Raw genomic sequence first — 15,500 nt, 5'->3', positions numbered from 1 at the left:
TGAGCAGGCTAGTGTTCAGGATGATTTTGAGTACAGTTACTATGAGAACTCCAATAAGCTGAGAAATGTAGATGGTAGTGCGGGTAATAATTATACTTATGATGAAATAGGCAATCTAATTTCTGATGCGTCGGAAGGAATTACCGGTATAGAATGGTCCCTTTATGGTAAAATCCGATCAGTGAGCAAAATGGATGGAACTAAAATTGAGTTCAGATATAATGCATCTGGTAACAGGATTCAGAAAAAAACAGGTGAATCTACGCAAAATTATGTACGTGATGCTTCGGGAAACTCTATGGCTATCTATGAAAAAGACTCGCTGAGAGAACAGTCGATCATTGGAAATACAAGACATGGAGTTTTATTTGGAACCTCTCAGCCGGGATACAGGAAACTTGGAATTAAACAGTATGAACTTAGCAATCATCTTGGGAATGTATTAACAGTTGTTTCTGACAAGATTAACCAATCTTCAGACAGCACGTGGGCTGAAATAATTAAGCTGACTGATTATTATCCATTTGGCTTAGCCATGGAAGGGAGGACTTACCAAGACTCTTTAACTTATAGATATGGGTTTAATGGGAAAGAAAATGATTTGGAAACTGGTACTCAGGACTATGGTTTTAGGATATATGATCCGAGAGTTGCTAAATTTTTAAGCATAGATCCTTTAGCTAGGGATTTCCCTTGGAATAGTACTTACGCTTTTGCAGAAAATGATGTGATTAGAAGTATTGATTTGGAAGGTTTAGAAAAGTTAATTATGACAAATGTGGATGCTAAAAAGAAAACCGCTCAAATTACAATAAAAAAAGATATCCAGATTATTAATTCACCCAATTTACCATCTTCCTATGCCTCAATAGATAATAATAAAGTGAATAATCTTTTTAGTAAAGGAAATACGACAATATATACCAAGGAAATACCTGTAAATGGAAAACCTGTAGAGTTCGGGTCTAAAAAAGATTGGCTCAAAAAGGGGGGGTATAAGATTAATGTAAAATATGAAGTAAATGTAAATGTGGTTGATTATAAAGATTCTGATTTTTCTCACGATGGGAAAGGTGGTGAAATAAGTACAGTTTACACATCAAAAACAAACTTTGTTGATGCTCAGGGGAATTCAAGGCCTGAAGTAGCAGCTAGAGCAGGTACTACTTCCACAACCGATACTCAAGTGGTCATTAACCCAGGATTTGGTGGAGGATTATCTCCTGAGGAGGTTCTTGTTCATGAGGTTGGAATTCATAATATGGCTGGAAAGCTACATCAGCAAACCCCAAAAGGAAATGTTATATATCCCCGAGTCCCAACTCTTGAAAGTAACATTCCTGGGAAAATTTATCCAGTAGAGAATGATACGAAGTCTATAATTAATAAAAATTTAAAGTTAGGAAGGTTAGAAAATGAAAATTAATGTAATATTAATCGGATTAATTTTATTCTTCTCCTACTCATGTGAGAGTAAAAAAATCGTTTTAAATTCAGGTGATATAGTTTCAGTTTATGAAATTGAAAAGTTAGAATATGATACTTTGAGGGGGTATTTTCTGTTTGAGAGTTATATTGAGGCTTATATTCAAGGTGGTGATGGAGTGATAAAAGGTGGAGGGTTTTTAAAAGGTAAAGAGGTTGATCAAAATTCGTATTCGAACGGTTATTACATTTGTGATTTAAATATTTTGAATAAGTATAATATAAATAATAAAGAGGTTAAGTATAACTTTGAATCTGTTTCTTTATTGAAAAAACATTTAAATCAGATATTTTGGACTCACCCTGGATTTTCTAAGAAAGATTATAGTCCATATTGTGGGGTTTTTTTTCGTCCATTTTTTCTAGAGGTAGTCGTTTTAAAGATTGGTCAAAGTAGGATGGATGTACCTAAGTTGGAAATTTGTCCTAATAACAGTTATAAGGCAGAACTTGAATCACTTGAGATTCCCTCCTTTTTAATAGTAGATGTGACTTGTTGGGAAGAATTACATGTTGATGATATTTAATTCTTATTTAAATAAATAGTAGGTAGCGAAGACTCTAGCTTTTCAGAAGAAAGTGGGAAACCTCCAAAACCAATCTGAAAGTTCTTCCCTACGGGAAAATCCATTTTAGCTGGACGGCGATGATCGAGAAAGATCAACCGGATACTGTTATCACGCTGTACAACTATGATGAGCATGGTAACGTCAAAGGATTGCTCCAGCAGATCCCTGGCCTCGCCCCAAAGCGTACGGAATACGTGTATGATCTGGTGAGCGGGAATGTAAATTTCGTTTTGTACCAGTATGGGTATGATGATCAGTTTATCCATAGGTACAGTTATGATTCCGATAACAGGATAGAGTATGTGCATACGAGCACGGATGACTACCTGTGGAACAGGGAAGCTTCATATCATTACTATCCACATGGTCCTTTGGCCCGGGTAGAATTGGGAGAATATAACGTGCAGGGGATGGATTATTACTATACTTTGCAGGGGTGGTTGAAGGGTGTGAATATGCCGGGTGAAGGTGATCTGGGAGCCGATGGTTTGAATGGATNGGAGAATATAACGTGCAGGGGATGGATTATTACTATACTTTGCAGGGGTGGTTGAAGGGTGTGAATATGCCGGGTGAAGGTGATCTGGGAGCCGATGGTTTGAATGGATTGAGAACAGGTAAGGATGCTTTTGCTTTCACGCTGGGTTACCATTCCAATGACTTCAAGCCCATTAATCCCAATGCGGTTACGAGTGATGGAAGAGACCAGCTGTGGAATCGGTATGATGAGCAGAGGGGTACATCAGGGCTGTATAACGGAAACATCGCCTGGATGAATACAGATTTACCCGGTTTAGAGCAGGATCCTATGCAGGCGATGGTTTACAACTATGACCAGTTGCATAGGATTGTGGAGGCGAGGAGCTTGAGGGAGTATGGAGCGAATGGTTATGCATCAAGGACTTCAACTCCGAAAGCTTATGATGTAGATTACACTTACGACGCAAATGGAAATTTACTTACCTTACAGAGAAGAAGCGAACAAGCTACTGTGCAGGATGATTTTGAGTATAGTTACTATGAGAACAGTAATAAGCTTAGGAATATTGATGGAGGTACTGGGAATAATTATACCTATGACGAAGTAGGTAATCTTATTGCCGATGCCGAAGAAGGAATCACTGGAATTGAATGGACACCTTACGGCAAAGTCAAGTCAGTGAACAAGTCTGATGGTACTAAACTGGAATTTAGGTATGACGCCGCTGGGCAGAGAATAGAGAAGAAGGTAGGTGAGTCGGTGCAGAGATATATCCGTGATGCGTCGGGAAATCCGATGGGTATTTATGAAGCGGATTCATTAATTGAGCAGTCGATTTACGGAAGTTCGAGACTGGGCATACAGTTAGCTTCGTCACAACAGGGATATAGAAGTTTAGGAGGAAAGCGGTATGAACTAAGCAATCATCTGGGTAATGTGCTTGCGGTAGTGACGGATAATATCAATTTTTCCGCGGACAGTACATGGGCTTCGGCATTTTCTATAAGTGATTACTATCCTTTTGGATTGGCAATGGAAGGGAGGACCTATCAGGATACTACCCTCTACAGGTATGGTTTCAATGGAATGGAGCGCGATGATGAATGGAAAGGAAAGGGGAATACTTATACTACTGAGTTTAGGCAGTATGATGCACGGGTAGGGAGGTGGATGAGTGTGGATCCTATGAGGTATGAGAGGGAATGGGTATCACCATATAATTTTGTGCAGAATAATCCTCTTATCCGTATTGATCCAAACGGTTTATTAGACGAAGATATAACAATAAAAGGTAGTAATAATTCAAGTTTAACTATAAAAACTGATTTGATAGACTTGAAATTTAATTCTAAAATAGATTTTGATGGAAACCATACTATTGCTGACATATCAAACATCGTTATAGGTTATGAATATAGTGTTACGGGAACAGGGACTTCCTTAGTAGGTGGCAGTATGAGTATTACCAAGTCAAGTGCCATGCTTTTTGGCGGTGATTATGCTGGCTATTGGTATGATTTTATTGGATCTGAAGCACAAACAATTGCAACAACTTCTGCTGAAGCGACTGCCGGAATTGGAGTTTCTTGGTTTATTGGGGTAAATGATGACCCGAGAACTTTAAATCCAATGGGATTAGCTGGGAATTATATTGGAGGAGGAGGGGCAGTTTCGGTAAAAGCCTTAATAGGTGGAGCAAGTATATGTGGCCAATATTCACAATCTCAAGATCGAACTTGGCAATTTTATTCCTTGGGAATCTCTGGAGCTATTGGACCCCAAATTGGCTTTATAAAAGGAGGAAGTGGTTCTGCAGAAGCTCATGTTGGTGCCACACGATTAATAAATAACCCAATTCCTACTAAGGACAGAACAATTAGTGATAAGATTTCAAACTGGATTATCCACCCGTTTTTGGGTTTTTAAAGGGGAAAATTATGAGGATTGAATATAAATTCATTATAAGCGGATTTATTCTACTTATAATAATTGGGGTTTTCTTTATATATAAGGTTTCAAAAAACAGCATTGGCAATAAGCATCAACATATGATGGAAATGTACGGTTCAATAGAATTTTCTGGTTCCATAATTAAGATCCATGAAATCAGTAGATGGGGGAGAATATATGCTATTGCATGTATTGATTTAGATGATTCCAACATTGATAATTTTTATCATTTTGATAAGAATTCCGCCTTTAAATTAAAAAATGGTATAGCTACCTTGCCTTTAGGTTTTATTGGGGATTCAAATGATGAATTGGTAACCCACATTTTGAAATCTTCATATGTTGAAGTAAATGTTAAAAATAGTGGTGAAATTAGATTTTTTGACCAAAATGGAGTTGTTAAATCAACTGAGCTATGGTTTCGTAGTAATAATTTAATAGAATCGGATTTAAATAGGTGTTATTGAGGGAGATTCTTTATTTGGTTGGTAACTATATAACAGCAAAAAATGAATTTGAAAATCTATATCACCCATTTTAATAATTGGAATAGGTTCTTATTTGGCTGGTCAGAATTTATTTCCGTAACGAATTGAGTCGGTTATTGTACAGCTCAAGTAACGAAGGATTAGGATGAGTGCAATTTAAGTTTGTTACTTTGAGGATCTGACCAAATTGGCCACCACAGACCCGCCTGCGGACGGGCAGGTACCACAGATTAACACAGAAATGGGATTTTTTTGACTAGTGCAAAGAATCCACCTGCCGTATGGCAGGTTATGTACCACAGATTAAAAATGATGGCACAGAAAAGGAATCTGACCAGTATACCCACCGCTACCGGTAAGATGCGGATAATGAGGTGTGGGATTGCAAATCCCTATTATCTGGCTTCGGGATTTCAAATCCCGAAGAGCAGAAGCCTTGGGAATTTGGTTAACTTAACCGGATTGGCATTGGATAACAACCAGTTGACGGGCTCAGTACCTGAAACATTAGGAAACTTGACTGAATTGATAGATTTTTATCTCGACTATAATTATCTAACCGGTGATCTGCCTGGGTCCTTGGATAACCTTCTTGATTTAGAATATTTGGACTTTAGGGAAAATCTATTTACTGTTCAAAATTTATTGCCTTTAGAGCATTTTTATTATTTCCCTGAAGAATATGCTCCCCAAAAAAATGTGGATAGCCCAAAAAACCATTACTGGCCAGAAGGTGCCGCATTTGATCTTATTACCCAGATTGATCGCACCACCGATCCCGTCTCCGAATTCCGCTGGTACAAAAACGGGCAGGCTGTGGGAGGCTGGTCTGTGAACAGGCATACACTTACATTGGACCCACTGACTTATTCGGATGAGGGGACTTATACTTATCGAATCCGTAACAGTGCGTTGCCAGGTTTGGTGTTGGAAAGCCACCCGCAAACCCTCACCATAGGGGAAGGGCAGATGATCCGGTATTGTCTGGAGTTTGAGTTTGACCAAACAAATAATCCTGGATTAGCTTTGTTCACCTTCAACAAATCCTGGAATCAGATAGCCGAGGAATGCTTGGAAGCTGCCGTGGAGCGCAACGATGCGGTGATTGAGACGGCCGTGGAGCGCTTGGTACAGCAGGAGTTGAATACATGGTTTGCCAGTTTTACCACTAATTGTATAGAGCTAGTAGAAGAATCTTTCAGCTATACCTATACGCCGAAGGAGTACCATTACACACTGTATTACTACGATCAGGCAGGCAACCTGGTGCAGACCACGCCACCACAGGGCGTGCAGCCGCTGGATCAGTCGGGTGTGAGCGCTGCGCTGGCCGGTACGGAATCCTATCCTGCCCATACCCTGAACACCCGCTACGGCTACAACAGCCGTGACCAATTGATCTGGCAGCAGACCCCGGATGCGGGTGAGTCGAGGTTCTGGTACAACAGGGCCGGGCAGCTGCGCCTGTCGCAGGACGCGAAGCAGGCAGGCAACAATGCGTACAGCTATACGCGATACGATGCCAAAGGTAGGGTGACTGAAGTCGGTGAACTTTTAACGACTGAACACATCGATAGTCTGAAGTCAAAGATTAACACCCTTTCATGGCCGAACCTGAATGAGTATACCGCCTATGATATTACCAAAACGGTATATGACAAGCCCCATACCCATGCGGACAGCACCTTCCTACAGGAAAACCTGCGGAGCCGCGTCAGTTGGACGGCCATGATAGAGAAAGACAGGCAGGATACGGTGATTACGTTATATAGCTACGACGAACACGGCAACGTAAAGGGTTTACTTCAGCAAATCCCCGGACTGGCACCGAAGCGAACTGAATATGTATATGATTTGGTGAGCGGAAACGTAAACTTTGTCATGTACCAATATGGGTACGATGACCAGTTTATCCATCGGTACAGCTACGATGCGGATAACCGGATTGAATTTGTACATACGAGTACGGATGCTTACCTGTGGAACAGGGAAGCTACGTATCACTATTATCCCCATGGGCCATTGGCAAGAGTGGAACTTGGTGAGTACAATGTTCAGGGCTTAGACTATTACTATACCTTGCAGGGTTGGCTCAAAGGGGTGAATATGCCAGGTGAGGGTGACCTCGGGGCAGATGGGTTAAATGGCCTTCGAACAGGAAAAGATGCCTTTGCTTTTACGCTGGGCTACCATGCCGATGATTTCAAGCCGATCAATCCGAATGCGGTTAATTCTGACCAGAGAGACCAGTTGTGGATGAGGTACGATGAGCAGAGAACTACATCAGGACTATATAACGGAAACATCGCCTGGATGAATACAGATCTTCCAGGCTTGGAGCAGGATCCCATGCAGGCGATGGTGTACCATTATGACCAGTTGCATAGAATTGTAGAAGCCAGAAGCCTAAGGGAGTATGGACAGAATGGTTATGCAACGAGGACTTCAACTCCCAAAGCTTATGATGTTGATTATAGTTATGATGGAAACGGAAATCTTTTAACTTTACAGAGGAGAGATAACCAAGCCAGCATCCAAGATGACTTCGAGTACAGTTACTACGAGAATTCCAATAAGCTGAGGAATATAGATGGGGGTTCTGGAGTCAATTACCAGTATGATGAAATAGGTAATCTTATTGCCGATGCAGGTGAAGGAATCACCAGTATAGATTGGACTCCTTACGGAAAGATAAGGGCAGTAAATAAATCTGATGGGACTAAATTGGAATTCAGGTATGATGCTTCCGGTAATCGGATTCAGAAGAAAGTAGGAGAATCTATTCAAAGTTATATTCGTGATGCTTCAGGAAATCCGATGGGTATTTATGAAGCGGATTCATTAATTGAGCAGTCGATTTACGGAAGTTCGAGACTGGGCATACAGTTAGCTTCGTCACAACAGGGATATAGAAGTTTAGGAGGAAAACGGTATGAGCTATCAAATCACCTTGGTAATGTATTAGCAGTGGTTTCGGACAACATCCACCAATCTTCAGATAGCACGTGGGCTGAAGTTATTAACCTGACTGATTATTACCCATTCGGGTTAGCTATGGAAGGAAGAGGTTATCAGGATTCCTTATCATATAGATATGGTTTTAATGGTAAGGAAAATGACTTAGAAACGGGTACGCAAGATTATGGATTTAGGATTTATGATCCGAAGATTGCGAAGTTTTTGAGTGTGGATCCGTTGTCATCAAAATATCCTGAATTAACTCCTTACCAGTTTGCGAGTAATACTCCTATTCAGGCCATAGATTTAGATGGCTTAGAAGCCGCGACATATCAATGGGATGTTCGAGGAATGTTAGGTTTAAAAGCAATTAGTGTAACAACTAATCATACTGTAGGAATAATTGCGGATATTCACGGAAATATTGCAGGCTTTTATACACCATCACTAGGAGTAGGTGCTGGTGCTGGTTTTACTGTAGCTGGGAGTGTTTCATATTATCCTTATGCAAAAGATGTATTAGATATAAAAGGATTTGGTATAAATTTAGGAGGGTTTTATGCAAATCCAATTGATCCCACTCTAGTAGGGAGTGGTGAGATTAATTGGGCATTTAAAGAAGATGGGAGTTTGAATACAGTTGGCGGAACATTTTCCGGCAAATTTATACCAGGCCCTTCTATAGGAATAGGGGCGGGAGGATATTTGGAGGGAGCTTATACTTTTATGACTGATCCAATAAATATTAAAGATTTAGCAGGGTCTTCAGTCTTGGAATCTATTACAGAATATACGAATTTGGAAAAAGATAAAGTTTTAGAAATAGCAAATAAATTATTTGAAGTTGCAAAACAATTAGAACTAAATGAAAATAAGGATGGGAATGTAGTGGATAGAAAAGAACAGAAGATAGATTAATTATTATAAGTGTTGGTAAGTTTAATATAATAATAATGGTAAAAATTATTTTATTAATTTTGTTTTTATTTATTGGGTTTTCAAAAATTCATCAGCTTGTGTTAGCAAAAAAAATAGAAAATAATATGACTTTATCAAAAGGTTGTTTAATTTTTAATTTTAAATGTTTAAAAAAAATAAAAAAACAAACAAAAGATGCAAAAATGAATAAATATATACAATTATTCATGTTGTATATTTGGGTTATTAGGGTTTCTTTTTTTCTGTTTTTTTTTATTTTAATTGGGTCATGGTTTTTATCTTAGAATCCGTGTCAGCTGAATGGCAATAATAGATAAAGATTAATCGGCGTTGATTACTCCAATGATGGGAACGGAAATCTTTTAACTTTACAGAGGAGGAATGAGCAGGCTAGTGTTCAGGATGATTTTGAGTACAGTTACTTTGAGAATACGAATAAGTTGAGGAATGTAGATAGAGGCTCAGGGAATAATTATACGTATGATGAAGTAGGGAATTTAGTGTCAGATTCACCGGAGGGTATAACAGGAATAGAATGGACGCCGTATGGTAAAATCAGATCAGTGAACAAGTCTGATGGTACAAAGCTAGAATTTAGGTATGATGCGGCTGGACAGCGAATTGAGAAGAAGGTAGGGGAATCAGTTCAAAGGTATGTTAGAGATGCTTCGGGAAACCCTATGGCTATTTATCAGACAGATTCTTTGACTGAACAGTCTATTTATGGAAGTTCCAGATTAGGGATCCACATTTCCTCATCCCAGCAAGGGTACAGAAGCCTCGGAGGGAAGAATTACGAACTCTCCAACCACCTGGGGAATGTGCTTGCTGTGGTGAGTGATAATATCCATTTGAGTCAGGACAGTACTTGGACCCAGGTAAGTTCGCTTACGGATTATTATCCGTTTGGATTGGCGATGGAGGGGAGGACCTATCAGGATACTACCCTCTACAGGTATGGTTTCAATGGAATGGAGCGCGATGATGAATGGAAAGGAAAGGGGAATACTGATACTACTGAGTTTAGGCAGTATGATGCACGGGTAGGGAGGTGGATGAGTGTGGATCCATTAGGCGATCACCCGAGCCAAATTGGTATGTCCCCTTATTCTGCATATTGGAATAACCCGATTTATTATGTTGATCCAACGGGCCTATGTCCCGATTGTGGAGGAATAGAAGATCCTTATGAAGGCCAGGTTTATACATCCACGGGAGGAATGGATTATCATTATTCCGAGGGGCAATGGACTGGTGATGGAGGGTCTCTCGAGGGGGTTACTGTGACCGCTCCCCGTAGATTTGATGGTGTTTTGGGAAGGGCTGCTGATTCATGGTTAACTAACCAAAAGGATTACAGTACATTTGGAAAGAAAGGAAGGGAAGGCTTAGGAGGTGAAACTGAGTGGTGGTCCGATACCAAGCAGGCCATTGGTGTGGGATATGGAGCTATCACCAATACGATGTTGGCAACCTTCCAAGGTGCGCAGATGTCGGCGGAGTTTGCAACAAGTGTTGGAGGAAAAGTCGGAGTGAATTCAACTAGGGGTGTAGGCCTTTCAAGTGATATTGCCAAAACCTTTGCAAAAGGTAGATATCAGAAAATAGTATTAGATAAACCAATGACATTAAGTAGATATTATGATAATGTGGGAGCATTTGCAAAAGGTAGATATATGGCAAATCCATCATCAATTACTGGGAATAGGTTCATAGATCGTATGGGATTGGCCCTAAGGCCTAAATGGAATGAAATGACAAAAGTTGCACATTGGAATTTGCCAAAAGGAACAACAGTTTATAAGGGCAAGGCAGCTATGCAATTTCCTTGGATAGGCGGAAGAACTCAGTATTTCGTGCCAAATCTAAATAATATTAACAGGGTGATAAGACCATAAAAAGTTCAATTATGAGATTAAGGATAAAGGAAGTTAATTTTGAAATGGACAAGAATTGGGTTTTTCATTTAACGGACGGTTCATCAGATTATTATGTGCTAAACGAAAACATGTATAAAAAAATTGGGATTAAAAGTCCTTTGTCCAAACATCATTTGGATCAGTGGGATGTTGGTCATTCTATTCTTTGTGATGTTGTTGAAATAAAAGGGGTTAAAATAGTTACCAAAGTTAAATAATTTGATTATCCTTAATGATACTCTTATCATCGGGATCAGTTGTGGAATCGGTATGATGAGCAAAGAAGTACATCAGGGCTGTATAACGGAAATATCGCTTGGATGAATACATATCTTCCAGGCTTGGAGCAGGATCCCATGCAGGCGATGGTATATCATTATGACCAGTTGCATAGGATCGTGGAGGCGAGGAGTTTGACCGAATATAGTTCAGGTAGTGGATTTGCTTCTAGATCCACTAATCCTAGTGCGTATGATGTAGACTATAGCTATGACGCCAACGGTAATTTACTTACTTTAAATAGGAGAAATGATCAAGCAAGTGTTCAGGATGATTTTGAATACAGTTACTATGAGAACAGCAATAAGCTGAGGAATATAGATGGAAGTACGGGGAGTAATTATACATATGATGAAATAGGCAATCTAATATCGGATGACTCTGAAGGCATCACGGGTATAGAATGGAATCCTTACGGTAAAATCAGGTCAGTTAACAAATCTGATGGAACCAAACTGGAGTTTAGATATGACGCTGCAGGTCAGAGAATAGAGAAGAAAGTTGGGGAGTCGGTGCAGAGGTATGTGAGGGATGCGTCAGGCAATCCGATGGCGATATATGAAATAGACTCATTGACTGAACAGTCAATTTACGGCAGTTCAAGATTGGGTATTCAGGTGGCCAGTTCACAGCAAGGATATAGAAGTTTAGGAGGGAAACGTTATGAGCTTTCAAACCACCTGGGGAATGTGCTAGCGGTTGTTACCGATAATATCCATATGTATCAGGACAGTACTTGGGCGCAAGTGAGTTCGCTTACGGATTATTATCCGTTTGGGCTTGCGATGGAAGGAAGATTACAACAAGATACCCTTATTTATAGATATGGGTTCAATGGCCAAGAAAGAATTGATGAAATAAGTGGCCCTCACAAACATTTTACAGCTGAATTTTGGGAATATTCGCCTTTAATTGGGAGAAGATGGAATTTGGATCCCATTGATCAACTTTCTATATCAAATTACGCAGTCTTAAAAAATAATCCTCTTTCATTTATTGACCCCAAAGGAAATGTTCCATCAACTCATACTGATGAAGACGGAAGAGTGATAGCCGTAGAAGATGATGGAGATTTAGGAGTATACAAGCATGAAGGTAAAGGTAATGATGCTTTATCAAACTTTCTTGCCAATTATAGTTCCTCAAATATCTCTGCAGGAGGTAAAAAAATGGGTGAAACGTATACCCCATTTGGCTTTGCAGATTTTGATGCATATGAAAGAGACGGGTCGGTAATAGCTGCTGCAGGGGCTGTAATTGATTTTAATTCTAATTGGGCGACTGAACAAGTATTGGGTGTTTTAAATCAAAACCCTAATATGGGTGAGTACGCATTAAAAGCTAGGGGTGGAAAAGAATGGGATTTAAAAGCCTATTCTCCAAATGGCAATTCTTATTTTGGTTCAAAGTTGTTTGATAAATATGCCTCTGCGAGGGATGCTGGAAATTTTACAGCAGGCGCAATTGCTCAAAAATCTAAAATTCCTAATTTTATCTTTGATTATGGTTTTGGGGTGTATAATCAATCTGGAAATAATGAATTAAAATCGGGTTTAATGATAGCCTCTGATTTAATGACTTTTCCAATGGGATTAGGCGTAATGATTTATAGAGCAAAGTTTGGTGAAGATAAATTTACCCAAATGGGTATTGAAGCTGGGAAAAAATATTTTAGAAAACAATGAAAATGAAGGTAAGAAGGTTAGCTTTATGTTTGGTTCTTATGGTTGTTACCTTTTCTTGTTCTGAAGAAAAAATAATTTATTATGAATATGAAGGAGTAACCATTACTCGGGTTTATAGTAGTTCAATAAGTTATTTTTATTACGGAAGATGTTCTGGTAAAAATCCTAAATGTAGTAAAAATTACATTTTAGGAACTTATTCAGGGTTTGATGGGATGATGAGGGGTTTTTTAGTTTTTGAAGGTGATAGCAGTGTAAAAATGGTGAAATTCGAATCGCTAAGGCAAGTAGGTAATGATTCATTACTTTACCTTTATGATTTTGAAGAGCCTTATTTGGCAAGCATTTGGTATGAAAAGATAAGTGGTAATTATAATAATATTATCGAAGTATATAGTGCAATTAATATTGAGCAAGAACGTAATAAAAAAAATCATTCAAAAGTAAAAGCTTTTTACCATTAGGTCCCCGCACATTAGCATTAATAACTTGCTTCAGTGAAGAAATATCTGGAGAGCCTGTCCGGGTCTGTTTCGAAAGCCTTCTGGACGGCTCCGTAGACCTAAATTAATCATTTCTTCTGATGCAAGGTTAGGTTCAAAGATAGCTTCTTCCAAACCTGGGCATAGGACTTTGGGCGGAAAGATGTATGAGCTTTCTAACCATCTGGGTAATGTACTTGCCGTCGTATCAGACAATATCAATATGTCTGCGGACAGTACATGGGCCTCGGCTGTTTCCATCAGTGATTATTATCCATTTGGTTTAGCAATGGATGGAAGAAGTTTCCAGGATACCGCTTTCTACAGGTACGGCTTTAACGGAATGGAACAGGACAATGCCTGGAAAGGCCCAGGGAGGCATTACACAACCGAATGGAGGCAGTATGATCCGAGGATAGGGAGGTGGATGAGTGTGGATCCAATGGCGGATCAAAGAAAATGGGTATCGCCGTACAATTTTGTTCAAAACAACCCCATAAGCAGGATTGATCCTCTCGGAGCTTTAGACAATCCTATTTATGATTATGGTGGTAATTTTTTAGGAACGGATGATCTAGGAATTCAGGGTGAAGCTATTATAATGAATAAGGGAGATTTTAAACAGGGAATGGCTCACGAAGCAGCTCTTTCAGTGGGCTCTTTGAGAAGTCAGATGCCCATAGGGTTTAGTAAGAGTTCCCTTGAAAAAGTAGACAGTCATCATTCGGATTTACCTAACCGACCTGATTGGGATGGATATTTAACATTAAAAGAGGCCAATGAATGGTATAGAAAAGGTGAAGGTCAACCATTATTTACAGATCTGTCAAAAATTAATTTAGCAGGAATCCGTTCTTTGGGTGAAAAATATGTTGGGCAAGTGAAGCCTTTTAACTTGCTGTTAAATAGTGGCTCACTTAATGACGGACTGGTTTACGGCAATATCACGCTGAAACGATATCCTAATCATCAAGTAAGAGCTTTTTCTGATAGATACGATTTTGAAATGCATCCCGTTTGGAATCCTATAAATTGGGGTAGAAATGCAGAAACTGTCATTGGAAAGAAAGTTGCCGGAGAGGGAACCCCTTTTGAAATAAATATTTATGGTAGTGCAACTTTAAAACCATTATTTCCTTGGATAAAATAATTCTTTATGAAAGTGTATCGTAATTACTTGTTATTTGGGCATGTATTAATTTTGTTGTGTTGTACGGCAGATTATACAAAAAACTTGGGGGGGGGTTATTTTTTTAGGAGTGAAGGAGGAGATATTAAGGATATTCTTTCCACTGCTTCTCATGGAGGAGAAATTCCATCCACGGTCATTTCATTTGATTATGATGGGGACTTTATAATAGCTAAGCAACGTCCTAAATTACCTCAGGATATATTATATGAAAAAGTATACAATTATGAATTAGGAGCAGACACAACTTACTTTTGGTTAATAGTAAAGAAAAGTCACCTGGTTTTAGGACCACTTAGTAAGGAGGAATTTATAGAATTGAAAGAGAAATGGGATGTTCCCGAAAATTTAAGGTTCAAGGATAATTAGTGAGATTATGGGAATGGGTTAAAAACTGGATTACAGTCATTGAAACCTGAAGAAATGCTGAAGCTTTCTAAGGTGTTACTTTTTCCGCTCCCCAAAGGTTTGATGGAGTTTTGGGAAGGGCTGCCGATTCGTGGTTGACTAATCAAAAGGATTACAGTACATTTGGAAGGCAAGGAAGAGAAGGCTTAGGCTGTGAGACTGAATGGTGGTCGGATACGAAACAGGCCATCGGTGTGGGGTATGGAGCCATCACCAATACGATGTTGGCAACCTTCCAAGGTGCGCAGATGTCGGCGGAGTTTGCTTCGGGTGTTGGGGGAAGGACTGTTGGGAATGTCGCTAAGGGAAGCAATCAGTTATCTACACGCTTCGTTTCAACATCTAAAGGACTAACTGATTTAAAACCTACTCTTAATAGAATTTCTTCAGGCTCCAAATTCCCTCATCGAAACGATGGCTCTATTTTTAAAAACTTTGAGGGTCTATTACCGAAACAACAGGCAGGGTTTTATAGAGAGTTTGTTCATCCAACACCAGGCACACATGGACCTGGACCTATGCGAATTGTAACTGGTCAAAATGGAAGAATTTGGTTTACACCAGACCACTACAAAACATTTATTCCAATCCGATAATCCAATTACCATGAAAAATTTCAAATTCATTGAAAATATTGATTCTTATCGGCCCGATGATTCATTTCTTGC

The 15,500-nt window shown here is 39.3% G+C and carries 12 protein-coding genes; all 12 read left to right on the top strand.

What is annotated here, in order from left to right; genetic code table 11:
* Nucleotides 1-1,426, top strand: a 1,426-nt coding sequence (locus tag KIH41_RS17440; protein ID WP_214163258.1) for an RHS repeat domain-containing protein, incomplete at its 5' end; no start/stop codon positions are given.
* Nucleotides 1,416-2,012, top strand: coding sequence for a hypothetical protein (locus tag KIH41_RS17435; RefSeq protein ID WP_214163257.1), 597 nt, complete (start codon nt 1,416-1,418; stop codon nt 2,010-2,012). The genes KIH41_RS17440 and KIH41_RS17435, both read left to right, overlap by 11 nt.
* 562 nt (nt 2,013-2,574) lie before the next feature.
* Nucleotides 2,575-4,461, top strand: coding sequence for an RHS repeat domain-containing protein (locus tag KIH41_RS17430; protein WP_214163256.1), 1,887 nt, complete (start codon nt 2,575-2,577; stop codon nt 4,459-4,461).
* Between the two features lie 11 nt (nt 4,462-4,472).
* Nucleotides 4,473-4,952, top strand: a complete 480-nt coding sequence (locus KIH41_RS17425; RefSeq protein ID WP_214163255.1) for a hypothetical protein — start codon at nt 4,473-4,475, stop codon at nt 4,950-4,952.
* A gap of 330 nt (nt 4,953-5,282) precedes the next feature.
* Entirely contained in the window at nt 5,283-8,849 is a 3,567-nt protein-coding gene (locus KIH41_RS17420; RefSeq protein WP_214163254.1) for an RHS repeat-associated core domain-containing protein, read from the top strand.
* Nucleotides 8,850-9,433: 584 nt separating this feature from the next.
* Entirely contained in the window at nt 9,434-10,768 is a 1,335-nt protein-coding gene (locus KIH41_RS17415) for an RHS repeat domain-containing protein (RefSeq protein ID WP_214163253.1), read from the top strand.
* An 11-nt stretch (nt 10,769-10,779) separates the two neighbouring features.
* Nucleotides 10,780-11,007 carry a hypothetical protein gene (locus tag KIH41_RS17410; protein ID WP_143961174.1) on the top strand — a complete coding sequence of 76 codons (228 nt, stop codon included), beginning with the start codon at nt 10,780-10,782 and terminating at the stop codon, nt 11,005-11,007.
* Between the two features lie 102 nt (nt 11,008-11,109).
* Complete coding sequence (locus tag KIH41_RS17405; RefSeq protein ID WP_214163252.1) at nt 11,110-12,753, top strand: RHS repeat domain-containing protein; 1,644 nt, start codon at nt 11,110-11,112, stop codon at nt 12,751-12,753.
* Nucleotides 12,750-13,217, top strand: a complete 468-nt coding sequence (locus KIH41_RS17400) for a hypothetical protein (protein ID WP_214163251.1) — start codon at nt 12,750-12,752, stop codon at nt 13,215-13,217. Before KIH41_RS17405 ends, KIH41_RS17400 begins: the two co-directional genes overlap by 4 nt.
* 241 nt (nt 13,218-13,458) lie before the next feature.
* Nucleotides 13,459-14,385, top strand: coding sequence for an RHS repeat domain-containing protein (locus KIH41_RS17395; RefSeq protein ID WP_214163250.1), 927 nt, complete (start codon nt 13,459-13,461; stop codon nt 14,383-14,385).
* Between the two features lie 6 nt (nt 14,386-14,391).
* On the top strand, nt 14,392-14,793 hold the full coding sequence (locus KIH41_RS17390) for a hypothetical protein (protein WP_214163249.1): 402 nt from the start codon (nt 14,392-14,394) through the stop codon (nt 14,791-14,793).
* A 134-nt stretch (nt 14,794-14,927) separates the two neighbouring features.
* The gene (locus KIH41_RS17385; protein ID WP_214163248.1) at nt 14,928-15,428 is read left to right on the top strand and encodes a ribonuclease domain-containing protein; all 501 of its coding nucleotides are present in this window, start codon (nt 14,928-14,930) and stop codon (nt 15,426-15,428) included.
* The last annotated feature ends 72 nt before the right edge of the window (nt 15,429-15,500 follow it).

The organism is Litoribacter ruber (assembly GCF_018500185.1).
Classification (GTDB): Bacteria; Bacteroidota; Bacteroidia; order Cytophagales; family Cyclobacteriaceae; genus Litoribacter; species Litoribacter ruber.
The sequence above is the reverse complement of the archived record's forward strand: the minus strand, read 5'-3'. Positions and strand labels throughout refer to the sequence as shown.